This window comes from Streptomyces sp. NPDC111507 (assembly GCF_055638955.1).
The window spans coordinates 372,661-398,518 of sequence record NZ_JBVKBU010000003.1 but is presented as its reverse complement, the minus strand read 5'-3'; the positions used below and the strand labels follow the sequence as shown (position 1 = coordinate 398,518).

General features: G+C 69.5%; 22 protein-coding genes and 1 pseudogene. 15 read left to right on the top strand and 8 right to left on the bottom strand.

Annotation, left to right across the window (positions count from 1 at the left end):
• Positions 1 to 27: 27 nt before the first annotated feature.
• Positions 28 to 873: a helix-turn-helix domain-containing protein gene (locus tag ACZ7M2_RS14440; protein WP_471595504.1), complete on the bottom strand. Its 846-nt coding sequence runs from the start codon at positions 871 to 873 to the stop codon at positions 28 to 30.
• A gap of 187 nt (positions 874 to 1,060) precedes the next feature.
• Here ACZ7M2_RS14440 and ACZ7M2_RS14435 point away from each other — a divergent pair, with 187 nt between their 5' ends.
• Together ACZ7M2_RS14435 and ACZ7M2_RS14430 are read left to right on the top strand one after the other, a co-directional pair.
• A complete protein-coding gene (locus ACZ7M2_RS14435; RefSeq protein WP_471595503.1) occupies positions 1,061 to 1,366 on the top strand; it encodes a 4a-hydroxytetrahydrobiopterin dehydratase in 306 nt (101 codons plus the stop codon).
• A gap of 5 nt (positions 1,367 to 1,371) precedes the next feature.
• A complete protein-coding gene (locus tag ACZ7M2_RS14430; protein ID WP_471595502.1) occupies positions 1,372 to 2,130 on the top strand; it encodes a class I SAM-dependent methyltransferase in 759 nt (252 codons plus the stop codon).
• Here ACZ7M2_RS14430 and ACZ7M2_RS14425 read toward each other — a convergent pair.
• Complete coding sequence (locus ACZ7M2_RS14425) at positions 2,099 to 2,569, bottom strand: hypothetical protein (RefSeq protein ID WP_471595501.1); 471 nt, start codon at positions 2,567 to 2,569, stop codon at positions 2,099 to 2,101. The genes ACZ7M2_RS14430 and ACZ7M2_RS14425 overlap by 32 nt on opposite strands.
• The gene (locus ACZ7M2_RS14420; RefSeq protein ID WP_471595500.1) at positions 2,566 to 3,072 is read right to left on the bottom strand and encodes a hypothetical protein; all 507 of its coding nucleotides are present in this window, start codon (positions 3,070 to 3,072) and stop codon (positions 2,566 to 2,568) included. Before ACZ7M2_RS14420 ends, ACZ7M2_RS14425 begins: the two co-directional genes overlap by 4 nt.
• A 40-nt stretch (positions 3,073 to 3,112) precedes the next feature.
• On the opposite strand from ACZ7M2_RS14420, the gene ACZ7M2_RS14415 reads away from it, so the two are divergent.
• Positions 3,113 to 4,060 (top strand): helix-turn-helix transcriptional regulator, encoded by a 948-nt coding sequence (locus ACZ7M2_RS14415; protein ID WP_471595499.1) that lies wholly within the window; start codon positions 3,113 to 3,115, stop codon positions 4,058 to 4,060.
• A gap of 95 nt (positions 4,061 to 4,155) precedes the next feature.
• Positions 4,156 to 6,030, top strand: a complete 1,875-nt coding sequence (locus ACZ7M2_RS14410) for a rhamnogalacturonan lyase (protein ID WP_471595498.1) — start codon at positions 4,156 to 4,158, stop codon at positions 6,028 to 6,030.
• Positions 6,031 to 6,088: 58 nt separating this feature from the next.
• Here ACZ7M2_RS14410 and ACZ7M2_RS14405 read toward each other — a convergent pair whose 3' ends face one another.
• Together ACZ7M2_RS14405 and ACZ7M2_RS14400 are read right to left on the bottom strand one after the other, a co-directional pair.
• Complete coding sequence (locus ACZ7M2_RS14405) at positions 6,089 to 8,743, bottom strand: cellulose binding domain-containing protein (protein ID WP_471595497.1); 2,655 nt, start codon at positions 8,741 to 8,743, stop codon at positions 6,089 to 6,091.
• 237 nt (positions 8,744 to 8,980) lie between these two features.
• Positions 8,981 to 11,902 (bottom strand): glycoside hydrolase family 48 protein, encoded by a 2,922-nt coding sequence (locus tag ACZ7M2_RS14400; protein ID WP_471595496.1) that lies wholly within the window; start codon positions 11,900 to 11,902, stop codon positions 8,981 to 8,983.
• A gap of 257 nt (positions 11,903 to 12,159) precedes the next feature.
• Between ACZ7M2_RS14400 and ACZ7M2_RS14395 the strand changes: the two genes are divergently transcribed.
• Both ACZ7M2_RS14395 and ACZ7M2_RS14390 read left to right on the top strand, forming a co-directional pair.
• Entirely contained in the window at positions 12,160 to 13,626 is a 1,467-nt protein-coding gene (locus tag ACZ7M2_RS14395; protein ID WP_471595495.1) for a cellulase family glycosylhydrolase, read from the top strand.
• A 123-nt stretch (positions 13,627 to 13,749) separates the two neighbouring features.
• Positions 13,750 to 15,465 carry a glycoside hydrolase family 6 protein gene (locus ACZ7M2_RS14390; RefSeq protein WP_471595494.1) on the top strand — a complete coding sequence of 572 codons (1,716 nt, stop codon included), beginning with the start codon at positions 13,750 to 13,752 and terminating at the stop codon, positions 15,463 to 15,465.
• Between the two features lie 28 nt (positions 15,466 to 15,493).
• Here the strand turns inward: ACZ7M2_RS14390 and ACZ7M2_RS14385 are convergent, their stop codons facing one another.
• Positions 15,494 to 16,264: a phytanoyl-CoA dioxygenase family protein gene (locus ACZ7M2_RS14385; RefSeq protein ID WP_471595493.1), complete on the bottom strand. Its 771-nt coding sequence runs from the start codon at positions 16,262 to 16,264 to the stop codon at positions 15,494 to 15,496.
• A 139-nt stretch (positions 16,265 to 16,403) separates the two neighbouring features.
• Here ACZ7M2_RS14385 and ACZ7M2_RS14380 point away from each other — a divergent pair, with 139 nt between their 5' ends.
• The 3 genes from ACZ7M2_RS14380 (at position 16,404) to ACZ7M2_RS14370 (ending at position 18,964) form a co-directional block, all read left to right on the top strand.
• The gene (locus ACZ7M2_RS14380) at positions 16,404 to 17,297 is read left to right on the top strand and encodes a class I SAM-dependent methyltransferase (RefSeq protein ID WP_471595492.1); all 894 of its coding nucleotides are present in this window, start codon (positions 16,404 to 16,406) and stop codon (positions 17,295 to 17,297) included.
• Positions 17,298 to 17,655: 358 nt separating this feature from the next.
• Positions 17,656 to 18,177: a WD40 repeat domain-containing protein gene (locus tag ACZ7M2_RS14375; protein WP_471595491.1), complete on the top strand. Its 522-nt coding sequence runs from the start codon at positions 17,656 to 17,658 to the stop codon at positions 18,175 to 18,177.
• A gap of 85 nt (positions 18,178 to 18,262) precedes the next feature.
• The gene (locus tag ACZ7M2_RS14370) at positions 18,263 to 18,964 is read left to right on the top strand and encodes an SDR family oxidoreductase (protein WP_471595490.1); all 702 of its coding nucleotides are present in this window, start codon (positions 18,263 to 18,265) and stop codon (positions 18,962 to 18,964) included.
• 73 nt (positions 18,965 to 19,037) lie between these two features.
• Here the strand turns inward: ACZ7M2_RS14370 and ACZ7M2_RS14365 are convergent, their stop codons facing one another.
• Together ACZ7M2_RS14365 and ACZ7M2_RS14360 are read right to left on the bottom strand one after the other, a co-directional pair.
• The gene (locus ACZ7M2_RS14365) at positions 19,038 to 19,733 is read right to left on the bottom strand and encodes a glycoside hydrolase family 75 protein (RefSeq protein WP_352044722.1); all 696 of its coding nucleotides are present in this window, start codon (positions 19,731 to 19,733) and stop codon (positions 19,038 to 19,040) included.
• A gap of 235 nt (positions 19,734 to 19,968) precedes the next feature.
• Positions 19,969 to 20,760: an aldo/keto reductase gene (locus tag ACZ7M2_RS14360; protein WP_471596012.1), complete on the bottom strand. Its 792-nt coding sequence runs from the start codon at positions 20,758 to 20,760 to the stop codon at positions 19,969 to 19,971.
• A gap of 324 nt (positions 20,761 to 21,084) precedes the next feature.
• Between ACZ7M2_RS14360 and ACZ7M2_RS14355 the strand changes: the two genes are divergently transcribed.
• The 6 genes and pseudogenes from ACZ7M2_RS14355 to ACZ7M2_RS14330 all read left to right on the top strand — a co-directional run bounded on the left by ACZ7M2_RS14355 (position 21,085) and on the right by ACZ7M2_RS14330 (position 25,852).
• Positions 21,085 to 21,279, top strand: a complete 195-nt coding sequence (locus ACZ7M2_RS14355) for a hypothetical protein (RefSeq protein WP_352044723.1) — start codon at positions 21,085 to 21,087, stop codon at positions 21,277 to 21,279.
• A gap of 18 nt (positions 21,280 to 21,297) precedes the next feature.
• Positions 21,298 to 22,008, top strand: a pseudogene (gene pqqC, locus ACZ7M2_RS14350) (pyrroloquinoline-quinone synthase PqqC); the annotation flags it as partial.
• A gap of 512 nt (positions 22,009 to 22,520) precedes the next feature.
• Entirely contained in the window at positions 22,521 to 22,775 is a 255-nt protein-coding gene (gene pqqD, locus ACZ7M2_RS14345) for a pyrroloquinoline quinone biosynthesis peptide chaperone PqqD (protein ID WP_471595489.1), read from the top strand.
• Positions 22,772 to 23,857 (top strand): pyrroloquinoline quinone biosynthesis protein PqqE, encoded by a 1,086-nt coding sequence (gene pqqE, locus ACZ7M2_RS14340; protein WP_471595488.1) that lies wholly within the window; start codon positions 22,772 to 22,774, stop codon positions 23,855 to 23,857. Before pqqD ends, pqqE begins: the two co-directional genes overlap by 4 nt.
• On the top strand, positions 23,854 to 25,053 hold the full coding sequence (locus ACZ7M2_RS14335) for a glycoside hydrolase family 88/105 protein (RefSeq protein WP_471595487.1): 1,200 nt from the start codon (positions 23,854 to 23,856) through the stop codon (positions 25,051 to 25,053). The genes pqqE and ACZ7M2_RS14335 overlap by 4 nt, the downstream gene beginning before the upstream one ends.
• Before the next feature lie 7 nt (positions 25,054 to 25,060).
• A complete protein-coding gene (locus ACZ7M2_RS14330; RefSeq protein WP_471595486.1) occupies positions 25,061 to 25,852 on the top strand; it encodes a Tat pathway signal sequence domain protein in 792 nt (263 codons plus the stop codon).
• Positions 25,853 to 25,858: the final 6 nt, after the last annotated feature.

The window sequence follows — 25,858 nt, the reverse complement described above, 5'->3', positions numbered from 1 at the left end:
CCACTCAAACGGATCGGCGACGCTCCGTCAAGAGACCAGTGACTGAAGGTATTTGACCGTCGCCGGATCCGCGGGCAGAAACGTCTCGATGGCCAGCTCGGCGACGGTCACGTCCATCGGGGTGTTGAAAGTGGAGATGGAGGAGATGAAGGACAGCACGCGCCCGCCGTGCTCGATCTGCAGGGGGAGCGCGAAATGGGGAACGGGCTCGACGCCGCCGTCCCCTTCCCCTTCGTGTCCCTGTTCCTGCTCCGGTACCGGGTAGGCCGCCACCTCCTCGTAGAGCGCACGCAGTGGCTCGGAGCGGTCCAGGGCGATCTGCCGTTCCATCTGCGCGAGCAGGTGGTCGCGCCACGCCCGGTGGTTGCGGATCCGCGGCGCCAGGCCCTCCGGGTGGAGGGTCAGCCGCATCGCGTTCAGCGGCGGCGTGAGCAGCGACTCGCGGACGCCCTCCAGGAGCATGGCGATGCCACGGTTGGCGGCGAGCACGGTGTACGTGGCGTCGACCACCAGCGCCGGGTAGGGCTCGTAGCCCTGGATCAGCCGCTCCATGCCCTGGCGCAGGGCGTCCATCGAGGGGTCGTCGAGGGGGGTCTCCGGGTAGTGGGGCGCGTAGCCGGCGGCCAGTAGCAGCGCGTTGCGTTCCCGTACGGGGACGTCGAGGTGTTCCGCGAGCCGCAGCACCATCTCCTCGCTGGGGCGGGAGCGGCCGGTCTCGATGAAGCTGATGTGGCGGGCCGAGGAGTCGGCCCGCAGCGCCAGTTCCAGCTGGCTGACCCGGCGCTGCTCCCGCCAGCCGCGCAGCAGCGGGCCGACGCCCTTGCCGACGGGGTGGGTTGAGGATCTGGTCGAACCGGACGCGACGAGGGACATAAACCGACCGTAACCGAGGAACGCCGCGGGTGGAGCGTGGGCCTTGCCCCCGAACGCCGGACGGCCGGGACTTTCGGGCGCAGCCTCCGGAGAGAGCCGGGGCGCCGGAGAGCCCTGGTCGGGGGACTGTGGCAGGCTGAGGAACAGTCCCCGCCGCACCCCACCACAAGAAGAACGGAGCGAGGCCATGCCCGTCGAACCCCTGTCGCAGAAGGAGATCGAGGATCAGCTCGCGGAGCTGCCCGGCTGGTCGCTGGACGGCGACCACCTCGCCCGCTCCTACCGCCTCCCCTCCCACTTCGCCGCGACCGCGATGGTCGTACACATCGCCCAGGTCCAGGAGGAGCTCGACCACCACTCCGACCTCACCCTCGGCTACAACACGATCTCCCTCACCGTGAACACCCACAGCATCGGCGGCGCCGTCACCGAGCTCGACCTCAAGCTCGCCCGCAGGGTGGAGGCACTCGCTCCGGGACATGGCGCACACTGATCCACATGCTGGACTACGACAAGGAAGCCGACCTGTACGACGCCAGCAGGGGCGGTGAGCCCAGAGCGGCCGCTGCCGCGGACGCCGTACTCGGCCTCGTCCCCGACGGCGTACAGGCCCTGCTCGACGTCGCCTGCGGCACCGGAATCGTCACGCGCCTCCTCGCCGCCGCCCGCCCGGCGCTGCGGGTGACGGGCGCGGACGCCGCGCAGGGCATGGCCCGGATGGCGGCGGCACGGCTCCCGGGCTCGGTGATCCGCGCCGACAGCCGCCGACTGCCCTTCCCCGATGCCTCGTTCGACGCCGTCACCAGCGTCTGGCTGCTCCATCTGGTCGACGGCGCCGAGGACGTCCGCGCCATCGTCGCCGAGTGCGCGCGGGTCCTGCGCCCGGGCGGGGTGTACGTCACCACCGTCGACAAGGCCGCCGCACACGACGTGGGCAGCGACATCGACGCCGTACTCGCCTCCCGCCCGCGCCGCCCCGCCCAGGACCGCACCGAGGACGTCGAGGCGTACGCCGTCGAGCACGGCCTCACCCCGGCCGGTGGGGCCCGTTTCCGGGGCCACGGCCAGGGTCGCAGTCCGCACAGCACGGTGGCGGACCTGCGCCGCGGCTGGTTCACCCGGATCACCCCGGACGAACCGCTGGCCGAGCATCTCGTCACGCTGCTCGAAGCGCTGCCCGATCAGGAAGTCCCGCGCCCCGACCCGCAGTTCGCCCTCCGCGCGTTCAGGAAGATCCCCGCCGCGCGAACTCCATGACCCAGTTGGTCACCCACGTCCTCTCCCCGTCCACGGAGAAGGCCTGCTCCCAGCGGGCCGTGGCCGGCGAGATCCCCGACCACACGAACCGCACCCGCACGTCCTTCCCGTCGTGCGTGTCGTCGCCGTGGAACTCACCGCGCCCGTCGGACCCGAACCGCCCCACCACCGGCGGAAACAGCTTCCCGCTGCGGCTCGACGACCAGTTCAGCGACCACACCCGCGCCGCCGGGTCGAAGAGGCGCACGGTGAGCCCCTGCCAGCCCTGACCGGGCACCGTCATCTCGTCGATGTTCGCGGCCCCCTCGAACAGGCTCCAGCAGCGGCTCGTGGCCCCGAACTCCTCCCAGCCGCTGTCGGGGTCGAGGAAGTCGGTCAGACGCCGGTGGCGGACGTCCCACTCGCCGTGGAAGAAGTCGAAGTCGTGCGGGCTGCTCATGAGCGGTCTCCAGTCGTGCCCTCGGGGAGGGAGTCGGCGAGATAGGCGTCGAGGTCGGGGGCGTCGGGCGCGAGCATGTGCCGCACCCAGGCGTCGCGTTCGTGCAGGATCGGCGGCAGCTCCCAGACGCAGCCGATCCAGGGGAGGTCGGGTGCGATGAAGTGCGTGGGGTCCCGGTCCGGGCAGCCCAGGACCGGCTGGCCCGCCGACGCGCCGCGGAAGTGCAGGACGTTGTCCCACACCCAGCTGTACGCGTTGAGGTAGGCGCCGTCGTCGCCGCCCCGGTGCAGTACGACGAAGGTCGCGGGCGGTGTGCCGTCGGGCTCCGGCAGTAGTTTCGGCAGCATCGCGTACGCCGCCGCCTCGACGTCGGGTGCGATACCGGCCGGGTCCGCGGTGACGTGGTAGCGCTTGATCCGTCGCCCCGCCACCTCGATCGGCGGCGGCACGGTCAGCAGTTTCTCCCTGAAGTCCGAGGAGCTCGGCAAGGTCGTGGAAGCCATGACGCGCACGCTAGGCCGACTTCACTGACATCCTGTGTCAGTGAAGTCCAGCCGACTCGTCTCGATCCTCCTGCTGCTCCAGACCCGCGGCCGGATGACCGCAGCCGACCTCGCCGAGGAACTCGACGTCTCGGTGCGCACGGTCTACCGGGACGTCGAGGCACTGAGCGCGGCGGGCGTCCCGCTGTACGGCGACGCGGGGCACGCCGGCGGCTACCGCCTCCTCGACGGCTACCGCACCCGTCTCACCGGCCTCACGGAGGGAGAGGCCGAGGCCCTCTTCCTCGCCGGCGTCCCCGGCCCCGCCGCCGAGCTGGGCCTCGGCCCGGTCCTGGCCGCCGCCCAGCTGAAGGTGCGCGCCGCCCTGCCGCGCGAGCTGCGCACGCACGCCGACCGGATCAGCAGCCGCTTCCACCTCGACGCCCCCGGCTGGTACGCGGACGCCGACGACACCCCGTACCTCCCCGCCATCGCCGATGCCGTGTGGAACGCGCGGGTGCTGCACGTCCTGTACCGCCGCTGGCGCGAGCCCACGGATGTGCGGCGCCGCCTGGAGCCGTACGGCCTGGTCCTGAAGGCGGGCCGCTGGTACGTCGTCGCGGGCCCCGGTCCGCGCACGTTCCGCGTCGACCAGATGCTCGAACTCACCACGACGGATGAGGAGTTCAGCCGCCCGGAGACGTTCGACCTGGCCGCGTACTGGACGGCGTACCAACAGGAGTTCCACGACCGGCTGCACCGCGCCGAGGCCGTGATCCGGATCGCGCCGGGAACCGTGCTCACCGGCCCGACGGCCCGGGCCGCCGAGGCCAACGGACATGTGGACCAGGACAGTTGGACGCGCGCGACCGTTCCCATCGAGTCCATCGACCAGGCCCACGACGCATTCCTCGGACTGGGCGCGGCCATCGAGGTCCTGGAACCCGCAGAACTGAGGGAGCGCATCGCGCGCACGGTGGCGGCACTGGCCCGCCTGTACGCGGAGTAGGCATGCGCAGGCGGGTGTCCGAGGGCGGCAACCCCGCTGCCCGCCGCGGCAACTGAGGGGACAGAAGCAGTCTGTCCTCCCAGGAGGTAACCGTCGTGCAGCACCCGCACAGGCAGCACCGCAGACGCGCCATCGGCTCGGCCCTGGTGGCCACGGCCGCCCTGATCGCCGCCGGGCTCACCGCCCTCGGCACCGGCACCGCGCAGGCGGCCACCGCCCGCCAGGTGGAGGCCCTCGACCGGGGCGTCGTCAGTGTCCACACCGACAGCGGCAACCTGGTCAGCTGGCGCTGGCTCGGCACCGACCCGAACGACGTGTCGTTCAACGTCTACCGGGCCGGTACGTTGGTCAACCCGACGCCGATCACCGGCTCCACGAACTACTTCCACTCGGGCGCGCCCGCCCAGGCCGACTACACGGTCCGCGCGATCGTGAACGGCGTCGAGCAGGCCGACTCCGTCCACGCCGTCCAGTTCCGCACCGGATACAAGGACGTGCCCATCACCCCGCCCGCGGGGGGCACCACTCCCGACGGAGTCGCCTACACCTACGAGGCCAACGACGCCTCCGTCGGCGACCTCGACGGGGACGGCCAGCTCGACTTCGTCCTCAAGTGGCAGCCCACCAACGCCAAGGACAACTCCCAGTCGGGCTACACCGGCAACACCGTCATCGACGGCATCAAGCTCGACGGCACCCGCCTGTGGCGCATCGACCTGGGCAGGAACATCCGCTCGGGCGCGCACTACACACAGTTCCAGGTGTACGACTACGACGGCGACGGCAAGGCCGAGGTCGCCATGAAGACGGCGGACGGGACGACGGACGGCCGGGGCACGGTGATCGGCAGTTCCTCCGCCGACTACCGGAACTCCAGCGGATACGTGCTGTCCGGGCCCGAGTACCTGACCATGTTCAACGGGCAGACGGGCGCCGCCATGGGCACCGTCGACTACGTCCCGGCGCGCGGCACGGTCTCTTCCTGGGGCGACTCGTACGGCAACCGGGTCGACCGATTCCTCGCGGGAACCGCCTACTTGGACGGCTCCCGGCCCTCCCTCATCATGGCGCGCGGCTACTACACCCGCACCGTCATCGCCGCCTGGGACTGGCGGGGCGGCGCCTTCACCCGGCGCTGGACCCTCGACACCAACTCCTCGACCAACAGCGGCAAGGGCTACGACGGCCAGGGCAACCACCAGTTGTCGGTCGCCGATGTCGACGGGGACGGCAAGGACGAGATCGTGTACGGCTCGATGGCCGTGGACGACAACGGCAACGGCCTGTGGACCACCAAGAACGGGCACGGGGACGCCCTGCACGTCGGCGACCTCGACCCGTCCCGCCCTGGCCTGGAGGAGTTCAAGGTCGACGAGGACTCCTCGAAACCGGCGTCCTGGATGGCGGACGCGAAGACGGGCGCGATCCTCTGGTCCACGGCGGCCAACGGCGACAACGGCCGAGGCGTCTCCGGTGACATCTGGGCGGGCAGCGCGGGCGCCGAGTCCTGGTCCTCGCACGCCGACGGCGTCCGCAACCCGCAGGGCACGGTGGTGGCGACCCGCAAGCCGGGCAGCATCAACTTCCTGTCCTGGTGGGACGGGGACCCCGTCCGTGAACTCCTCGACGACACGCACATCGACAAGTACGGCACCTCGTCCGACACCCGCCTGCTGACCGGCTCGGGCGTCCACTCCAACAACAGCACGAAGGCGACTCCGTCACTGTCCGGCGACATCCTCGGGGACTGGCGGGAGGAGGTCGTCTGGCCGACGACCGACAACACGGCCCTCAGGATCTACTCCACCCCGTACGAGACGACCACAAGGATCACCACCCTCCTCCACGACACCCAGTACCGCACGGCCCTGGCCTGGCAGAACACGGCTTACAACCAGCCCCCGCACCCGAGCTTCTTCCTCGGCGACGGAATGCCGACGCCGCCCCGACCGACGGTCTACACGCCGTAGGTCCGCAGCAGAGAGAAGGGGCGCGTGCCGAGGCCGGCGCGCGCCCCACCCTCGTGGATCAGCTCACCGAGCAGGCCTGATCGCCCAGCTTGAAGGTTGTGGGTCTGGTGTTCGCGCCCGTCCAGCCGGCCGTGAAGCCGAAGCTCACCGATGAGCCCGTTGCCACGTTCGCGTTCCAGGTCAGGTTCTTCGCCGTGACCGTCGTGCCCGACTGGGTGGCGTCGGCGTTCCAGGCCTGGGTGATCCTCTGTCCGTCCGCGAAGGCCCAGGAGAGGGACCAGCCGCTCCAGGCGGTGGTACCGGTGTTGGTGAGCGCCACGTCGGCCTGGAAGCCGCCCGACCACTGGTTGGTGATCTTGTACGTCACCGCGCAGGCGCCCGTCGGCGGGGGCGTCGGATCCGTGCCGCCACCCCCGCCACCGGTGTCGGAGCTGTCGCCGTAGATGATTCCGCGCCCGTTGGTCGCGATGTACACGCGTCCGTAGATCCGCGGGTCTCCCGTGATCGCGCCGCCCGTCCAACCCCATTGGTGGGCATCGTCGTTGATGCGGGTCCAGCTCGCGCCCTTGTCCGTCGAGCGGAAGATGCCACGTACCCCGCCGATCTTCGCGCTGGTGTAGAGCGTCTGGTACGAGGCGCCGGTCGCCGCCTTGCCGAAGCCGATGGTGTCGGCCTGGTCGACGTTCGACAGCTTGGCGAAGCTCGCGCCGCCGTCCGTGGAGTGCCACAGCCCGTACGCGCCGTCGCTCGCGCCGCCCGCCAGCCACACGTCGCCCTTCGTGCCGGGCAGCGCCTTGAAGCGCACGCTGTCACCGCTCGGCAGGCCGGTGGCGGCGGAGCCGGTGAAGGTGGCACCGCCGTCCGAACTGACGTAGAACTTGCCGGACTTGAACCCGTAGAAGGTCTTCGGGTCGACCCGGTCCGACTCCACGATCGCGCCGGACGGGATGCCGGCCGACGCCGACCACGATGTACCGAAGCCGGTCGTGTACTGCACGCCCGCGCCCACCGGGCTCCACACGAAACGGCTGCCGTCGGACGCCGCGGCGACCGTGCCGCCAGCGCTGACGCCCGAAGGGTCGGTGCCCGCGAACCAGTTGGCGCCGTTGTCCGTGGAGAAGGCGATGTGCGGGCCCGAGTCGAGGTTGCCGACGCGCACCACCGTGTTCGGGATGGTCTCGGCGTAGTCGAGGCTCGTCGTCGTGGTGAAGTTCGGCGAGGTGTACATCATCGACGGCACCTTGGTGAGGTCCGTGTGCCGGAAGCCGCCGATGTCACCGAGGGCGCTGAGGAGGGAGGCCCCGGAGGGCGGAGAGGCCAGGTCGTTGACGGCCGTCTCCTCCAGGCCCTGGACCATGGGCCGTATCGTGAACTGGCTGTTGCTGTCCCAGTTCGTGAGGTTCTCGGTGCCGTAGATCGTCGCGCCCGTTCCGTACATCATCCGCGCGGAGTTGAACGGATCGATCTCCAACCCCTCGGTCATCCAGCCGAGTTTGGGGGACTGCTCGGGGGGTGACGGGTTCGCGTTGAAGGTCAGCCAGGGCACGGACGACACGTCCATCGTGTAGCGGTTCGAGCGGTTCGGGTACGAGGTGTAGTCCCAGGCCTTCGTCCAGGTGTCGCCGCTGTCGGTGGACCGGAAGATCTGGGTGTCCGGCCACCACGAGCTGTACGCCGTGGTCATCACCGTGCCCGGATGCTGCCGGTCGACGGTCAGTCCGCTGAATCCGTAGTAGCTGTCCGCCTCCGTGACCGGGCTGATGTTCGTCCAGGTCCCGGTCCTGGTCGCGTACCGCCACAGCTGGCCCTTGCCGCCGTCGTACGGGCCGCCCTTGTCGCTGTAGGCGAGGTAGAGGTAGCCGTTCGTGGCGTCGAGGACGCCCTTGTGGGCGAGGTAGCCGGTGGGCTGCCCGGCGAGCCGTGACCAGGTCGCGCCGCCGTCCGTCGAGCGGTAGACCGCGTTGTCCTTGTCGGCGACCCCCACGTAGATCGTCTGCGTGGCGCTTCCGGAGGTGCCCGTGGACTCGTCGAAGGTCACCCACACGATGCCCTGGTTGTCGCTGGCGTAGCCGCTCGTGTCGGTCGCGTCCTGCACGTAGGTGCCGACGTTCGGGAAACTGGTCACCTGCGACCACGTGACACCCGAGTCCGTGGACCGCCACAGACCCTTGCCGCTCGGCGCGCCGAGGTACAGCACGCTGTCCTTGTTGGGGTCGATCGCGAGGCGCTCGCCCATGCCCCGGCCCGGCATGTTCCCGCCCAGCTTGAAGGGCAGGTCCGTCCGCTGCCAGCTCGCGCCCCGGTCGGCGGAGCGCAGTACGGCACCGTTGCCGGGGTCCCAGCTGTTCGTGTACGTGCCGACCGCCGCGTACACCTTGTTCGGGTCTACGGAGTCGGACGCGAGGCTGACCACCCCGGTGTGGCCCCACCGGTCCCAGCCGATCGAGTCGGTGAGCGGGGTCCAGGTCTTCGTCGACTCCTGCCAGCGGTAGGCGCCGCCGATGTCCGTGCGGGCGTAGGCGAGGTTCTTCTCGGAGCGGTTGAAGACGATGCCGGGGACGAAACCGCCGCCGTCGATCCGGGCGTTCTTCCAGGTGTACGTGTCGGCGGCGAGCGTCGTTGTCGGGGTGCTCGCGGCGAGGGCGGACGGACTGCCCGCCAGTAAGCCCGCGGCGAGGGCCAGTACGGCCGTGAGGATGCGGGTTCTTCGCACGCTGAGGTCCTCTCTGAAGAAGGGCATGACGACCGGGCGGCCCCCAGTGCGGGTGGGGGCCGCCCGGCCCGGTGGCCTCGTCGTCAGGTGACGAGACCGCGCACGCGGAGCTTCCAAGCGGTTCCGGTGAAGCGCGGCGAGCTACCGCGCCCCTTCAGGGGCGCGGGGAACTGCGCGACCAGCCACAGACGGCCCGCAGTTCACGTACCGCCCATCCCGCGGAGCGCTCGGCGGGGACTATTCGAGAAGCTCCGCGTACGAGCCCATGGCCAGGGCGATGTCCGCCTGTGCCCAGAACCGGTGGTACGTGAAGGAGGGCGCGGCTCCGCCCGCCAGATAGGCCTCGATCTTCGACCAGTTCGGGTCGTTCTTGTAGAAGGACCTGAGCGAGGTGAAGGTCGAGGTGGAGTTGATCGCGTCGCCGTTCGGCATCTTGCCGCTCCAGCCGCTCGGGACGTAGACCGTGTCGTCGAAGCGGTTGTAGTCGGCGCGGGTCTCCGGGACGGCGATGCCCAGGCTGTCCTGGTAGTTGCTCCACATGCCGTCGAGGAGTGCCTTCGCCGTCGTCTTCGCCTGGGCGTTGCCGGACTTGGCGGCGTAGTACGACAGGGTCTTGGCGTAAGCGGCGGCCACACCGACGTCGTTGGTGTAGTCGGCGACGGTCACGTGAAGTCCGGTGTTGGCGCCGGGACTTGACGCGTTCCAGGTGTCGGGCGCGCCCGACCACTGGAGTGTCGAGGGGATTTGGTAGGTGCCGTCCGGGTTGATCGTGGTCTTGGACAGCGCCCAGGACACCCACTTGTCGAGGACCGTCTTCGCGCTCGCGTTCCCCGTCTGCTGGTAGTACTCGGCGACCCGCTCCATGGACCAGGCCTGGAAGCCGAACCACTGGTTGGACGGCGGGTCGTGGTACACCGGCTGCTGGTCGTAGTACATGCCGTAGAAGGTCGGCGTCCCGGCCGGCGGGGTCGCGTAGCGGCCCGCCCAGCTGTTGGTCGCGCCGCCCGCGATGGCGCCCTCGTTGGACTGCAGCCAGCGGTAGAACTCCAGCTGCCGGGTGAGGGAGGTCCCCCAATCGGCCGCCCCCGTGGAGGACTTGGGCTTCAGGTCCGCGTACGAGCTGAGCGCGTACGCGGCCAGCGGGTTCTGGTAGCCGCCGTGGACATGACTGGAGCCGATGCGCCAGGCCCAGCCCGCCGAGGTGTCGGTCGCGCCGCCCCAGGCGTAGTACCAGGAGAGCAGATAGTGCGAGGCGTCCTTTCCGGTGCCGGCCGCGCAGGCCGACGGGCCGACACAGTTGCCGATCTTCTTGAAGTACTTGTCGTACATGGCGTAGCGCAGATAGTCGCCCATCTTCGCCGCCTTGCCGACGGTCGTGGACACCTCGCCGCCCTTGCCCTGCGCCTTGGCCCACACGTCGGCCCAGTAGGCGGCCTGCACGGCCCGCGCGTCGGCGTCCGGCGCGTCGGTGTACTTCCACTGCTTGGCGTACGAGGAGTCCCCGGTGAACAGGTCCAGGTAGCCGTTGGTGGAGCCGTACTTGAAGGCGTCGCAGGTCGGCTGCGGCACGGTCTCCCACACCGACTCCTGCGCGCCGCGCTGGAAGGTGTTGATGTACGACGGTCCGGTCGCGGTCGGTCCGGCCTCGCACTTGCCGGGCTCGTCGCCGTAGCCGTAGACGTTGTCGACGTCCTGGAGCCAGTGCATGCCGTACACGTCGTCCGTGCCGTACGCGCTCTTCAGCTCGGCCGCGATCGGGTCCGAGCCGACGGAGACGCCCGTGTCGAGCTTGGCCGGGTACTCGTTCGGGGTGTCGAGCTCCGGCGCGTAGGTCGCGGGCTTCGAGGCGTTGTAGAAGGAGTTCGTCGGCTGGTCGGCGTGGGTGGGGATCATGTAGGTCTCCATGGTCGTCCACGCGGCGTTGAACTTGGACCAGTCGCCGGTGACCTTCCCGTACATCGCCTGCAGCCAGATCAGATAGCTGTACGCCTCCGACGTCGTCTCATGACCCTGGTCCGGCGCCTCGACGATCAGCGTCTCCACCGAGTGGTAGGGGATGCCCTCGGGGGAGAAGTAGCCGTTCGCCGGGTTGGTGATCCTGCCGTAGAGGTCCAGGAAACGCGCGTCGTACGCCTTCGACGCGGCCAGCTCCGTCACGGTGACCGTCGCCTTGGCGTACCCGGTCGCCGAGGCCGTGAAGGTCGCGGCGCCGGTCCCGGAGGCATCGGCGGTGAGGGTGACGTTCTGCGCCGTGCTCCAGTTGGCCGGGGTGAAGGTGAGCGAGGCGCCGCCGGTCACGGACAGTCCCGTGTTGCCGTCCGTACGGGCGGTCGTCACCGTCACGTTCGCGGCCGGCTGTTTCGAAAGCTGCACGGCGAATGTTCCCGACTTGCCCTGCTGGACGCCGAGTTGGGTCGGCGAGGCCACCACGGCGGGACCCGAGGCGACCGTGATGCCGACCGGTGTGGACGCCGCGGAGGCGCCCAGGCTGTCGTACGCCTTGGCCACCAGCGAATGACTGCCCACGGTCAAACTGGAAGTGGGCAGCGTGTAGGGGGAGCTGGTGTCCGTGCCCAGCAGGGTCGTGTCGTCGTAGAACTCGACCTTGGCGATCGTCGCGTTGTCGGCGGCCGCCGCGGTCGCGGCCAGCGGGATCGCGTCGCCCTGTGTGTAGACCGCGCCCGCGGCCGGGCTGGTCAGCACGGTGACCGGCGGCTGGTGGGCGCCGGTGCAGGTGGTGCCGTTGATCGCGAAGGAGGCGGGCGCCGTGTTGGTGCCGCTGTAGGTGAACTGCGCGCCGGTGGAGACCGCTGCCCCGGCGGCGATCGTCCCGTTCCAGGAGGCGTTCTTCGCGGTGACCGTCCTGCCGGACTGCGACCAGGTCCCGTTCCAGCCGCTGGTCAGCGTCTGGTTGCCCGTGTAGTCGTACGTCAGGGTCCAGCCGTTGACCGGGTCCGTGCCCCGGTTGGTGAGCGTGAGATCCGCAGTGAAGCCGGAGCCCCAGTCGTTGGTCTTGTAGTCGACGCTGCACTGAACTCCAGCTGCCTGAGCAGGAGTTGAGCCGTTCGCGAGCATGGTGAGCGGAAGCGCGAGGGCTGCCACCACGGCGGTCCACAGCCGCCGGATCCTCCGGCGTCTGCTTCTTGAACTCGGGTGCATGTCCTGGTTCCTCCTTGCGGCTCGGAGAAGTGGGGGGCGGAGCAGCAACAAGCCTTGAACCAGTGGGAGCGCTCCCATATTGGAGAGGGGGGTCGAAGGGGTCAAGGTGCTTGAAGAGTCGAAATTGTTCGATTGATCAACAGTGCGACGCCTCTGTCCTTTACCGACACTTGGCGCTAACTTCATCCGCACCAGTGGGAGCGGTTCCATCAGTCGACGCGTCCGTCACGACGCGCCCGAGCTGCAAGGAGTCGCTCATGCGACACCCTCCGCGTTCAGGACTTTTAGTGGTCGGCGCCGCGGTCGCCCTCGTGGGCACCGCGATCGCGCCGGTCGTCACGGCTTCAGGAGCCACACCCGCGTGCACGGTGGACTACTCCGTCACGAGCCAGTGGGACACCGGCTTCCAGGGCGCCGTGAAGATCACCAACAACAGGGCCGCGCTCAGCGGTTGGAGTCTCACCTTCGACTTCGCGAACGGTCAGAAGGTCGGCCAGGGCTGGAACGCCAAGTGGTCCCAGTCCGCCACGACGGTCACCGCGGCCAACGAGAGCTGGAACGGTTCGCTGGGCTCAGGGGCCAGTGTCAGCGCCGGGTTCCTCGCCTCGTGGTCCGGGAGCAACGCCGTACCCACGACGTTCAAGCTCAACGGGACCACGTGCAACGTGGACACGGAGCCGCCTCCGACGGATCCGCCGCCCACGACCGGTACGGCACCCGAGCTGCACGTCTCCGGGAACAAGCTCGTCGACGCCGACGGCGCGACACGGCGGCTGCTCGGCGTCAACCGCTCCGGCGGCGAGTTCATGTGCGTCCAGGGTTACGGCATCTTCGACGGCCCCGTCGACGACGCCTCGGTCAAGGCGATCGCCGACTGGAAGGCCAACACGGTCCGCATTCCGCTCAACGAGGAGTGCTGGCTCGGCCTGTCCAACGTCAAACCGGAGTACGCGGGCGCCAACTACATCTCCGCCGTCAAGGACCTGGTGGCCAAGGTCGAGGCGCACGGGATGACCCCGCTCGTCGAACTGCACTGGAGCTACGGGCAGTACACCGGGAACTCGGCGGGCTGCTCGGACGTGCACGCCACCTGTCAGAAGCCGATGCCGGACGCGCAGTACAGCCCGGCGTTCTGGTCCTCGGTCGCCCGTACGTTCAAGGACGACCAGGCCGTCGCCTTCGACCTGTTCAACGAGCCCTACCCGGACCGCGCGACCTCCACCACCGCCCAGGCGTGGGCCTGTTGGAAGGACGGCGGCACCTGCCCGGGCATCGGTTACGAGGTCGCCGGGATGCAGGACCTGGTCGACGCGGTGCGCGGCACCGGCGCCAGGAACCTGATCCTGGCCGGCGGGCTCGCGTACTCCAACGACCTGAGCCAGTGGTTGACGTACAAGCCGAGCGATCCGACGGGCAACCTCGGCGCCGCCTTCCACACCTACAACTTCAACACGTGCGCCAGTGAGAGCTGCTGGAACTCGACGCTCGCCCCGGTGGCGGCCCAAGTCCCGCTCGTGGCGGGGGAGATCGGCGAGAACACCTGCTCCCACGGCTTCGTCGACACCGCGATGAAGTGGTTCGACGACCGGGGGCTCTCCTACCTCGGCTGGACCTGGAACACCTGGGACTGCTCCTCCGGTCCCTCCCTGATCTCCGACTACGACGGCACTCCCACGTCGTACGGAGTCGGGCTGCGTGATCATCTGCGCGCCCTCAAAGGATAGCCGGCGCAGGAATCACACGCACGCCCGCGCAGGAAACAGATGTACACCCGCGCAGGAACCAGACGCACACCCGCGCAGGAAGTCAACGGACACCCGCACAAGAAGAGATGGGAACCCGCACTCATGAGTCGTACCAAAACCGCGCTCTTAGGGGCGCTCGTCCTGCTCGCCGGCGCCTCGGGAACCGCCGTGGCGGCCGTTCCCGCGGACCCCGCCGGGATCGCCGCCATCCCCTGCACCGTCGACTACAAGGTGCAGAACCAGTGGGACACCGGCTTCACCGCCGCCGTGACGGTCACCAACAACAGCGCCGCCAAGTCCTCCTGGGCGGTGAAGTGGGCGTACGCCGGGAACCAGAAGGTGACCTCGGGCTGGAACGCGAAGATCAGTCAGAGCGGCACCGCCGTCACCGCGGCCAACGAGACCTACAACGGGACGCTGGCGACCGGCGGTTCGGTCAGCTTCGGCTTCAACGCCTCCTACAGCGGCACCAATGCGCTGCCCACCTCCTTCACCCTTGACGGGGTGACCTGCAACGTCGACGACGGAAGCGGTGGCGGAGGCGGCGGCGGGGGCAGTGACCCCTCCGGGAGAGTCGACAACCCGTACGCCGGTGCCAAGGTGTATGTGAACCCGGAGTGGTCCGCGAAGGCGGCGGCGGAGACCGGCGGCAGCCGGATCTCCAACCAGCCCACCGGTGTCTGGCTCGACCGGATCGCCGCGATCAACGGGGCCGGCGGCAGCATGGGCCTGCGCGCCCACCTCGACGCGGCGCTCGCGCAGAAGGGCAGCGGCGAAGAGGTCGTCCAGCTGGTCGTCTACGATCTGCCCGGACGTGACTGCGCGGCCCTCGCCTCCAACGGAGAGCTCGGCCCGACGGAGATCGACAAGTACAAGACACAGTTCATCGACCCGATCGCGGCGATCCTCGCGGACAGCAAGTACGCCTCGCTGCGGATCGTCACGACCCTCGAGATCGACTCGCTGCCGAACCTCGTCACCAACACCGGCAGCCGGGCCACCGCCACCCCGCAGTGCGACACCATGCTCGCCAACGGCAACTACGTGAAGGGCGTGGGCTACGCGCTCGCCAAGCTCGGTGCGATCCCGAACGTCTACAACTACCTCGACGCCGGCCACCACGGCTGGATCGGCTGGGACGACAACTTCGGAGCGTCCGCCACCCTGTTCAAGCAGGCGGCCACCAGCGAGGGCGCCACGGTCGACGACGTCGCCGGGTTCATCACCAACACGGCGAACTACAGCGCCCTGAAGGAGAACAACTTCACCATCAACGACTCGGTGAACGGCACCTCCGTCCGCCAGTCCAAGTGGGTCGACTGGAACCGCTATGTCGACGAGCTGTCCTTCGCCCAGGCCTTCCGCAACCAGCTCGTGTCGGTCGGCTTCAACTCCGGCATCGGCATGCTGATCGACACCTCCAGGAACGGCTGGGGCGGCACCGCCCGGCCCACCGGTCCCGGCGCGACGACCAGCGTCGACACCTACGTCGACGGCGGGCGCTACGACCGCCGTATCCACGTCGGGAACTGGTGCAACCAGGCCGGTGCCGGTCTCGGCGAGCGCCCGCAGGCCTCCCCGGCCACCGGGATCGACGCCTATGTCTGGATGAAGCCCCCGGGTGAGTCCGACGGTTCCAGCTCCGCCATCGCCAACGACGAGGGCAAGGGCTTCGACCGGATGTGCGACCCGACCTACACGGGCAACCCCCGGAACAACAACAACATGTCCGGCGCGCTGCCGAACGCCCCGCTGTCGGGGCACTGGTTCTCGGCGCAGTTCCAGCAGCTGATGACGAACGCGTATCCGCCGCTGTAGGGCGTCCGACCTGGTGATCCGCCGGGGGTCAGGCCTTCTGGGCCAGCCCCCGGCGGATCGCGAACTCCACCGCCGAGTAGTCGCCGTCCGCCCGCTCCAGCTCGTAGGGCACCGCCGGATACAGCGGCGGCTGCGCCATGAAACGCGGGCGCGTGCCGTGGTGCGGCTGCGCCGCGTGCACCAGGAACGGATGGCAGAGAAATACGTCGCCGGGGCGGCCGGTGGCGTGGGCGAGCGGGCGGTGTGCGGAGGCCGCGGCCACCTTCGGACCGAGTTCGAGGAACGAGGCCCCCGCCTCGCCGTACGGCTTCAGGACCGGCGGCACGTCGAGGTGCGAGCCCACCCTGATACGGGTCGGGGCGTCGGCGTCGGTCACCTCGCTGAACAGGAAGAGCATCAGCAGGGCCCGGCCCCGCGAACGGAGATTGGAGTGGTAGAGCGCCTCACCGTCGGGGAGGTAACTGCCTTCGATGTGCCAGCCCGCGTCGTCCGGCTCCTGCGGGTGCGGGAACCGCAGCGGGAAGCTGCCCAGCGCGTAGCGCGGCTCCCAGCGTCTCTCGCCGACCAGAAGATCGAAGGCCTGGTGCAGCGCGGGGGAGTTGGCCGCGGCGGCGAACGGGCCCTGCGCCATGGCGCTCACCCAGTGCACGGGGTCCTTCCAGGTGCCGGGATCGTCCGGGTCGTATCCCGTCTCCTTCCACAGCAGCCGGGCGCAGCTCTCGGCGACGCGCGGCGGGAAGGCGCCCTCGATCTTCACGAACCCGTCCTCGAGGAACCGTTCCACCATCTCGTCGTCCATGGGGTCATGCTCGGGGACGGGCCGCTTGGGACGCATCAGGTTTTTCGGCGGCCGGGTTTGCCGTTTGCGCAACATCGTTGGCTGTTTCCGGGAGCCGAGGAGCACGCTGTGTACGCACCCGGACGAGAGGCGGACCACCATGGCACACGACCACCACGGCCACGAGAGCGCCCAGCACGCTCATGACCACACCCACGTGGACTTCGCCGAGATGATCCCCATGCTGGAGCAGGAGGCGGAGCTGTTCAGCCCGCTCTACACCGAGGCGGCGGGCTGGCTGCGGGACCAGCGGTCCGAGACCGGGCTGATCGTGGACGCGGGCAGTGGCCCCGGTGTCATCTCCTGTCTCCTCGCGGACACCTTCCCCGCGGCGCGGGTCGTGGCCGTGGACGAGGTGGAACCCCTGCTGGAGCGGGCCCGCGCCCGCGCCGACCGGCTCGGCCTCGGCGACCGCTTCAGCACCCTGCGCGCCGAACTCGGCAGCGGGCTCAGCGACTTGGAGTACCCGGCGGACCTGCTGTGGGCGAGCAGGTCCCTGCACCACGTGGGCGACCAGCGTGCCGCGCTCGCCGGATTCGCGCGCGCCCTCGCGCCCGGCGGCACCCTCGCCCTCATGGAGGGCGGCCTGCCCACGCGCTACTTCCCGCGCGACATCGGCATGGGTCGCCCCGGCCTCCAGTCCCGTGTCGAGGCGGTCCACGACGAGTGGTTCGGCCGGATGCGGGACGAGCTGCCCGGAGCGGTGGCCGAGACGGAGGACTGGCCCGCCCTGATGACCGCCGTCGGCCTGCGCCACACCGCGACCCGCACCTTCCTCGTCGACCTCCCCGCCCCGCTCTCGGACGAGGCACGCGCCTTCGTCGTCACCTCCCTCACCCACCGCCGCACCTTCCTCGCTCCCGGCCTCGACGCGGACGACCTCGCCACCCTCGACCGTCTCCTCGACCCGGACGACAAGGCGAGCGTGTACCACCGGCCGGACGTCTTCCTGCTGACCGCGCACACCGTGCACGTCGCGGTGAAGCCGGAGTAGTTCCCGTCCGGTCAGCAGGTGCCGGGGCCCGCCCCGGCGCCGCGCCGGCAGGTAGAGGACCCCGTCACCCGGCGCACCGGCCTCGGCGACGGCCCGGGTGATCGCGCCCACGTCGTCGACCCGGCTCTGTGGTGTACGCAGTTGCAGGGTGACGGGGAGCAGCGCGAGAACGGCGGCGCCCGCACAGGTCAGCGCCGCCGCGCGGGTCCGCCGGGCCCGGGTGAGCCGGGCCAGCGCCGCGCCGGTCAACAGGGCGGTGCCGCTCTGGCCGTAGAGCACATAGCGATCCACATACAGGGGGGTGACCAGCGAGACCAGCAGGAGCAGCAGGGCGGGCAGCACGAGGAGGCGCACGGTCGTGACCGTCGAGGGAGTCCTGATCGACGTCGCGACGGGCAGTCGCAGACAGGGACTCCAGGGCGAGGATCTCCTGCCGACCGCGGTCTTCAGCCCGGACGGACGCTACCTGGCCGCCGCCGACACCCAAGGGCGCCTCACCCTGTGGGACGCGGGCGGGCGGCACCGGATCGCCGTCCTGGCAGCCGCCGACTCCACCGTCGAGCGGCCCGCCCTGGCCTTCTCGGCCGACGGCTCGCTGCTGGCCGCGAGCCGGGCCGACGGCTCGGTCCGCGTGTGGGAGACGGCGTCCCCGCGACTGGAGGGGGCGAGTCTCCCCACCGGTGACGGACCGGTCCTCGCGATCGGATTCACCCAGGACGCGAGGGAGTTGCACATCGCGACAGCTCATCTTCCCCCGCGTTCGGCACAGTTGGCGCCGAACCGTGCGGCGGGCGATGTCTGCGCCCGGGCGGGGGGCGGGGTGGCCCGGGCCGAGTGGCGCCGATATCTGCCCGACGTGCCCTACCGGCGGACGTGTTGAGGGAGGCCGGCGGTGCCGGCCTTGACTTCGAGAGTGCTTCAAGTGATGTACTCCCGTTCGTTGTCGTACACATACGGGGGTATCCATGACCGACTCACCTGTCGCACTCATCACCGGTGGCGGAAGCGGTATCGGCGCCGCGGTCGCGCGGCGACTGCTCGACGCCGGCCACCGGGTCACGGTCACCGGCCGCGGTGCGGAGCGGCTGAGCGCTTTCGCCGAGGAACTCGGGCGTCCGCCCGGCCTGTTGACGGTCGTCGGGAACGCGGCCGATTACGACCAGGTGCGTGCCGCGGTCGAGCTGACGCTCAAGGAGTTCGGGCGCCTCGACACCGTCGTGGCCAACGCGGGCTTCGCCACGCACGACACCGTCGCCGAGGGTGACCCGGCGGGCTGGTCCGAGATGGTGCTGACCAATGTGCTGGGTCCCGCGCTGCTGATCAGGGCCTCCATCGACGCCCTGAAGGAGACGCGGGGCCGGATCGTGCTGGTCGGGAGTGTGGCGGGCCACGTCCACGGCCCCGGCAACATCTACGGGGCCACCAAGTGGGCCGTGACCGGACTCGCAGAGAACGCCCGCCGCGAGGTGACCGAGTTCGGTGTCGGCGTGACCCTGATCTCGCCTGGCCGGGTGGAGACCCCGTTCTGGGACAGCTACGGGAGTCTGCCACCCGGTCATCTGCTGACGGCGGACCAGCTCGCCGAGTCGATCGTCTGGGCGATCGGACAGCCTTCGGGCGTCGATGTGAACACCGTGGTGGTACGTCCGATCGGCCAGCCCAACTGACGCCGGATCCGCGGGCGCCTCGGTTGTAGCGGCAACCTCGGTTGTTGCGGAAGCCTCAGTCGTTGCGGACGCCTCAGTTGTTCTGCAGGAACTGCTTCGCCAGCGAGTCCCCGAGCGACACCGCCGCACTGTGACTCTCGATCGGCGACACCTGGGAGTTCTTGAACAGGATGTACGTCACGCCGGAGTCGGCCCCGCCCGTGGCAGGGTCGGGGTCGATGCCGAGGGCCTTCGCCGTGGCGTACGACGCCTCACCGATGATCTTCGTGGGCCCGGTGTCGCCGACCACCGCGTACTCGACCTTGTTGTTGTAGATCACGGCGACGACACCGCCGCCCTTGATGCCGTAGCTCGTGTACTTCCAGATGCTGCTGGTGCTGGGCACGACGACATACGGCAGTGACTCGGCGCGCAGCGGCTTCCCGTTGGACTGGTGGAACGCCGTGTCGTCCTGGAACCAGGGGTCGGCGTCACCGTTGCACTTGCCGGTGACCTGACCGTCGCAGTCGATGTCCATGTCGGCCTTCCAGAACACCGCGCCGTTCTTGCCGCACACGGGGATGGTGGCCGAGGTCTCGTCGTCGGTCTTGTACTTGCCACTCGATATCTGCGAACAGGATGTCACCTTGGCGAGCAGGTCGGCCGCGCTGACCGAACCCTCCTGGGCGGAACGGGGGGTGACGGAGCCCGACGCGCTGGCCGGGAGTGCCGCGGTGGCGAGGAGCGCGGCGCCGGCGACGGCCGCGAGGGTCAGTGTTCGAGAGCGCACTGTGGGGGACCCTTCTGTTAGGAAAGTTTCCTTACCGGGTTGCCGTACAAGGTGGCCCTCTTGCATGAGCGCGTCAAGTCCCCCGGCGGAGTTGGTCCGGTCCAGGGGTTGAAACCGCCGTGAAGGGGTGCAGGCGCGCGTCGGCGCGTGCGGGGAAAACGCCGCCGGCCCGGACACGCGGTGCGCGTCCGGGCCGGCGGTGGGATCGGGGGAGCTCAGCCCATGGGGGCCGGGCTCAGCCCATGTCGAACGTCGCCGGGTCGGGACCCAGGCGACGGTCCTCGTTCAGCGCGCTGATCGCCGCGATGTCCTCGGTGTCGAGCGAGAAGTCGAAGACGTCGATGTTCTCCTTGATCCGGGAGGAGGTCACGGACTTGGGGATCACGACGTTGCCCAGCTGGATGTGCCAGCGCAGCACGATCTGGGCCGGCGTGCGGTTGTGCTTCTGGGCGATGGCGACGATCGCGGGGACCTCCAGCAGGCCCTTGCCCGAGCCGAGCGGGGACCAGGCCTCGGTGGCGATGCCCTGCTGTGCGTGGTACTCGCGGGCCGCGTGCTGCTGGAGGTGCGGGTGCAGCTCGATCTGGTTGACGGCCGGGATGACGGACGTCGCCTCGATCAGCTGCTCCAGGTACTCCGGGTAGAAGTTGGAGACACCGATGGCCTTGATCCGGCCGTCCGTGTAGAGCTTCTCGAAGGCCTTGTACGTGTCGATGTACTTGCCCCGGGTCGGCAGCGGCCAGTGGATCAGATACAGGTCGAGGTAGTCCAGGCCGAGCTTCTCCAGGGAGGTGTCGAACGCGCGGAGCGTCGAGTCGTACCCCTGGTCGCTGTTCCACAGCTTGGTGGTGACGAAGAGTTCCTCACGGGGGATGCCGGAGGTGGCGATGGCCTTGCCCGTACCCTCCTCGTTGCCGTAGATCGCAGCGGTGTCGATGCTGCGGTATCCGGACTCCAGCGCCGTGGCGACGGCCTGCTCCGCCTCGTCGTCCGGGACCTGCCAGACACCGAAGCCCAGCTGCGGCATCTCGACGCCGTTGTTCAGGATGATCGGGGGGACCTTGCTCACGAGCTTTTGATCCTTAAGTTGTCGGGTGGTACTCCCATGGTCAACGATCACCGGTCGTTATGCATTCCTGACCGGCGGATTCGCTGTGGATTCCTGGTGAGGGTCGGAGATTGGCCGGAAATGGATCCGACCTTATCGGTCCGGACCATTGACCGAGTTCCGTCATCCGACCACTCTGTAGGGCGTCACCGAACGGGTTCATGAACCCGGTGCATGCATGTGAACACCAGCACCTGTCTGGGCTCTATACCCCCCACCCATCAGGAAAGCAGGTACGCGCACATGAACAAGAGCGCCCTCGAAGGCCGCCGCGTGGAGCACGCCATTCGGGAAACATCGGAGGAAAGGGTCTGGGAGACCCCCGGGTATCTGGTCGTCGAGACCGCCCTCGAGGTCACCGCGTACGCCCTCGGCGACCGCCTGGGCCCGGTGGCCGAGCGGGCAACCGCCGGGCCGCACCTGGCACGTACGGCCTAGCCCCACGGTTGTCGAACCATGACCGCGACACCGGTGCGCGACGACGGTGCCGCGGCCCCTTGGGGAACCGCCGAGTTCACCGAGCGGCTGCGTGCCGTCGCCGAGGACCGCTACCACGACCGTCATCCCTTCAACGTCCGTATGCACCGAGGCGAGTTGACCCCGGCCGAGCTGCGCCGCTGGATCATCAACCGCTTCCACTACCAACGCCACATCCCCGTCAAGGACGCCCTGATCCTGGCCAAGTTCGACGATCCCGCACTGCGGCGGGTATGGGTCCGCAGAATCCAGGACCACGACGGCACGGCTGTCGGGCAGGGCGGCATCGAACGCTGGCTGCGGCTGGGCGAGGCCGCCGGACTCGAACGGCCGGCGCTGTGGAACACCGCCCGGGTGCTGCCCGGCGTCCGGCTCGCGGTCGAGGGCTACGTCAATTTCTGCCGCCTGCGCCCCGCGCTCGACGCGGTCGCCGCCTCCCTCACGGAGCTGTCCGCACCGGGGCTGATGCGCACGCGGATCGCCGCGTTCGAGCGGTACTACCCCTGGATCGAGGCAGAGGGGCTCGCGTATTTCCGTACCCGCATCGGGCAGGGCGGCCGTGACAGCGAGGAGGCGCTCGCCCTGGTCCAGGGCTGGGCCCGCACCCGTGAGCAGCAGGAACGGGCCGTGGCGGCGCTGACGTTCAAGTGCGAGGTGCTGTGGGCGCTCCTGGACGCGGTGGACCGAGCGAGCGACTCAGTGCCGACGGGCACGTCGGACGGGGTGTCGGGGGATGCCTTGTCTGTCGTGTCCGGGGGTGCGTCGGGGGATGCCTCGGGCCTCGGACCTGAGCGTGTTCCGGGGGTTGCGTTGCCCTCGGTGCCTGAGGGTGCGCCTGGAGGTGCTTCATCCCTCGTGTTCGAGCATGTGTTGGGGGATGTGTTGCCCTTGGTGTCCGAGGGCGCGCCGGGAGATGTCTCACACCTCGTGTTGGAGTCGGCGTCAGGGGATGTCTCGCACGGAGGCGCCTCAGCGGGTCTGTCGGATTCGGTGGCGACTTCGCGTGCGCGCCGGCCCGCGCAGGGGTGCCCCCGCGCCGCGCGGAATGTAGCTGGCGGCGACGTGGATTCCGGGGCATCAGGCGCGGCGGCGCAGACGCGGACCTCGGGTGCGTCGATGCCGACGAAGGCCCAGCCCCGTCACCCCGGTGCACCCGTGCAGACGGACACCCCGGTGGTGCCCGGCCCCGCAGGGGGGCCGCCATGACCTGGCGTCCCGTTCTCGCCCGCACCCTGATGCTCCGTCATGATCCCGTCCGCGACACCGACTTGCTGCTCATGCCCGAACGCGTCGTCGTCCTGCGCGGCCACGCCGGGAGTGTCGTCCGGCTCTGTGACGGCAGGCGCGAGGTACCCGAGATCGTTGCCGCGCTCGCCGCACGCTTCCCCGGCGCGCCGGTCGCCGACGAAGTGCCCCGATTCCTCTCGGCGTTGCACGAGGAGGGCTGGCTGCGATGACCGCGACCGTCGATCCCCCCTGGGCCCTGCTGGCCGAACTCACTCACGGCTGCCCGCTGCGCTGCGCGTATTGCTCCAACCCAGTCGAACTGATCAGTCGGTCAAGAGAGCTGACCGCCGAACAATGGACCGACGTCTTTCGTCAAGCCGCTGACCTGGGCGTTGTGCAGACCCACCTGTCCGGCGGCGAACCCCTCCTCAGGCGTGATCTCGCCCGGATCGTCGCCGCCGCCGACACCGTGAGCCTCTACACCCAGCTCGTCACCAGCGGAGTGGGTCTGCACGAGCGAAGGCTCGCGGAGCTGGTGGACGCGGGACTGCGCAGCGTCCAGCTCTCCGTACAGCACACCGATGCCCAGGCCGCCGGACTCATCGCGGGAGCTCGTGCGTTCACCGCGAAGGAGCGCGCCGCACGGCTGGTGCGGGCGACAGGGCTGCCACTCGGTCTGAACGTCGTGCTGCACCGGGCCAACATCGACGCCGTCGACGACCTGATCACGCTCGCCCTCGCCTGGGGCGCCGACCGGATCGAGCTCGCCCACACGCAGTACTACGGCTGGGCCGCCCGCAACCGCACCGCCCTGCTGCCGACCCGGGACCAGGTCGAACAGGCTCGCGTCATCGTGCGCCGCCGACGCGAACAACTCGCCGGTTCCCTGGAGTTGGTCTGGGTCGCCCCGGACCTGCTCGACGCCACCGCGAAACCCTGTATGGGCGGCTGGGGCGCCGTTTCCCTGACCGTCGCCCCGGACGGCACCGCGCTCCCGTGCCCCTCCGCCGCCACACTCCCCGCACTCGACGCGCCGAACGTGCGCGCACACCGGCTCGACTGGATCTGGCGCGAGTCGAAGGCCTTCAACGCCTACCGCGGCGAGGCCTGGATGCCGGACCCCTGCCGCAGCTGCGCCCTGCGCACGACCGACTTCGGCGGCTGCCGCTGCCAGGCGTACGCGCTCACCGGCGACGCCTCCCGCACCGACCCGGCCTGCCGCCACGCCTCCGACCACCACCTCGTCCGCGCGCTCGTCGACGAGGCCCCGCTCAGGAACTCCGCCTACGCCTACCGAGAGGGAGGAACATGAGACGACGACTGCGGGCAGCGCTGATGGCGGGCGTGCTCACCACCGCCGGCCTGACCACGGTGGCCGCCACCGCACCCCCGGCACCTTTACCCCAAGCGCCTGCGGGAAGGCCCGCCGCCGCCCAGGACTGGTCCGTCGCCCTGATCGACTCGACCATGGCCCGCTACACCCCGAGCACGATCGGCGGCTGGTCGTACCCGGTCGGGCTGTACCTCTACGGCCAGTACCTCACGTACCAGCGCACGCACGACGCCCGCTATCTCACCTACATCAAGAGCTATGTCGACCGCTTCGTGTCGAGCGACGGTTCGATCGGCCAGAGCTTCAACAGTCTCGACAGCATGCAGGCGGGCCGGCTGCTGACGATCCTGCACCACGAGACGGGCCAGGACCGCTACCGCAAGGCGGCCCTGAAGATCCGGAACCGGCTGAACACCTACCCGCGGACCTCCGACGGAGGCTTCTGGCACGCCGACACCAGCAGCCGGGCCCACCAGCTCTGGTCGGACGGCGTCTACATGGTGAACCCGTTCCTCGTCGAGTACGGCAAGGAGTTCGGGGACGCGACCTACGCGAACGACGAGGCCGCCAAGCAGCTCTACGTCTACGGCAACCACCTTCAGGTGGCGAACGGCCTGTTGAAGCACGCCTACGACGAGTCGAGGACGGTGAGCTGGGCCGACCCGGCGACCGGCCTCGCCCCGGAGCACTGGTGCCGGGCGGTCGGCTGGTACGCGATGGCGATCGCCAACGTGCTCGACGCGATCCCGGTGAACCACCCCAGGCGGCCCCAACTCGTAGGAATTTTCAGGAGGTTGGCGGCCGGTCTGGAGAAGTACCAGGACCCGGCCACCGGCCGCTGGTTCCAGGTGATCGACAAGGGTGCCCGCAGCGACAACTGGACCGAGACGTCCTGCTCCAGCATGTTCACCTACGCCCTTTCCCGCGGCGCCCAGCAGGGCTACCTCGACCCGCACTACGCGACCGTCGCGCAACGCGGTTACCAGGGCGTCCTCGCCAGGATGTCGGTCGGCTCCGACGGCCGCACCAACCTCACCGACATCTCCATCGGCACCAATGTCGGCGACTACGCGTACTACATCGCCCGCGACCGGGCCACGAACGACTTCCACGGCCTCGGCGCCTTTCTGATCATGAACGAACAGCTCACAGCCCACCCACTCAGGACGAGGTGAGTCAGCCATGAGCACCACCAGAAGGACCCTGCTCGGCGCGGCGCTCGGCGGCGCCGCCGGAGCCGCGGTCGGCATCCCGGCGACGGCCACCGCCGCCCACGCCGCCTCCTGGCAGCTGAAGTGGTCCCCCTCGGCGAGCGCCGACAAGCTCGGCGCCTTCGAGACGATCGAGGACGACCGCGCGGACTCGCACCCCGCGGGACAGCCGCACATCTTCGCCACCGGCGACAACTGGCGCTTCAACATGCACACCGTCGACCGCGACACCTCCACCGACCGCCAGCGCCAGGAGGTCACCGGGCTGCGTACGAGCGGCAGCAGCTATCTCAAGTGGACCGCCGGGCAGACCTGGCGGCTCACGTACTCGATGTACATCCCGAGCTCGCTGAAGGCGACCACGACCTTCACACACATCATGCAGATGAAGCAGCCGGGCACCGGCACCTCGCCGATCGTCGTGCAGTCGCTGCGCCGGGTGAACGGCGTGCAGACCATCGAGCTGAGGCTCGCCATCGACGACATCCTCATCGGCCGTACGAACCTCGATCCGCTGCACGACAAGTGGACGGACGTCGACTTCCAGATCAAGGTCGGTGACGGTACGTCGGGCTCGGTCCGCTGGATCCTCAAGAGCGGCTCGACCACGATCATCGACAAGTCCAGGACGGGCGTTGACACCTTCCTCGCCGACCGGGTGCGCCCCAAGTGGGGCATCTACCGGTCCCTCGGCGACACCTCCGGGTCTCTGCAGGACTGCTACCTGCTGCTGACCAAACTGCGCGGCTACCAACTGGTATGAGGAGCC

Coding starts and splice junctions, on each gene's coding strand:
- ACZ7M2_RS14440 (WP_471595504.1), bottom strand. CDS start 873: ATGTCCCTCGTCGCGTCCGGTTCGACCAGATCCTCAACCCACCCCGTC.
- ACZ7M2_RS14435 (WP_471595503.1), top strand. CDS start 1,061: ATGCCCGTCGAACCCCTGTCGCAGAAGGAGATCGAGGATCAGCTCGCG.
- ACZ7M2_RS14430 (WP_471595502.1), top strand. CDS start 1,372: ATGCTGGACTACGACAAGGAAGCCGACCTGTACGACGCCAGCAGGGGC.
- ACZ7M2_RS14425 (WP_471595501.1), bottom strand. CDS start 2,569: ATGAGCAGCCCGCACGACTTCGACTTCTTCCACGGCGAGTGGGACGTC.
- ACZ7M2_RS14420 (WP_471595500.1), bottom strand. CDS start 3,072: ATGGCTTCCACGACCTTGCCGAGCTCCTCGGACTTCAGGGAGAAACTG.
- ACZ7M2_RS14400 (WP_471595496.1), bottom strand. CDS start 11,902: ATGCACCCGAGTTCAAGAAGCAGACGCCGGAGGATCCGGCGGCTGTGG.
- ACZ7M2_RS14395 (WP_471595495.1), top strand. CDS start 12,160: ATGCGACACCCTCCGCGTTCAGGACTTTTAGTGGTCGGCGCCGCGGTC.
- ACZ7M2_RS14390 (WP_471595494.1), top strand. CDS start 13,750: ATGAGTCGTACCAAAACCGCGCTCTTAGGGGCGCTCGTCCTGCTCGCC.
- ACZ7M2_RS14385 (WP_471595493.1), bottom strand. CDS start 16,264: ATGGACGACGAGATGGTGGAACGGTTCCTCGAGGACGGGTTCGTGAAG.
- ACZ7M2_RS14380 (WP_471595492.1), top strand. CDS start 16,404: ATGGCACACGACCACCACGGCCACGAGAGCGCCCAGCACGCTCATGAC.
- ACZ7M2_RS14370 (WP_471595490.1), top strand. CDS start 18,263: ATGACCGACTCACCTGTCGCACTCATCACCGGTGGCGGAAGCGGTATC.
- ACZ7M2_RS14360 (WP_471596012.1), bottom strand. CDS start 20,760: ATGCCGCAGCTGGGCTTCGGTGTCTGGCAGGTCCCGGACGACGAGGCG.
- ACZ7M2_RS14355 (WP_352044723.1), top strand. CDS start 21,085: ATGAACAAGAGCGCCCTCGAAGGCCGCCGCGTGGAGCACGCCATTCGG.
- pqqD (WP_471595489.1), top strand. CDS start 22,521: ATGACCTGGCGTCCCGTTCTCGCCCGCACCCTGATGCTCCGTCATGAT.
- pqqE (WP_471595488.1), top strand. CDS start 22,772: ATGACCGCGACCGTCGATCCCCCCTGGGCCCTGCTGGCCGAACTCACT.
- ACZ7M2_RS14335 (WP_471595487.1), top strand. CDS start 23,854: ATGAGACGACGACTGCGGGCAGCGCTGATGGCGGGCGTGCTCACCACC.
- ACZ7M2_RS14330 (WP_471595486.1), top strand. CDS start 25,061: ATGAGCACCACCAGAAGGACCCTGCTCGGCGCGGCGCTCGGCGGCGCC.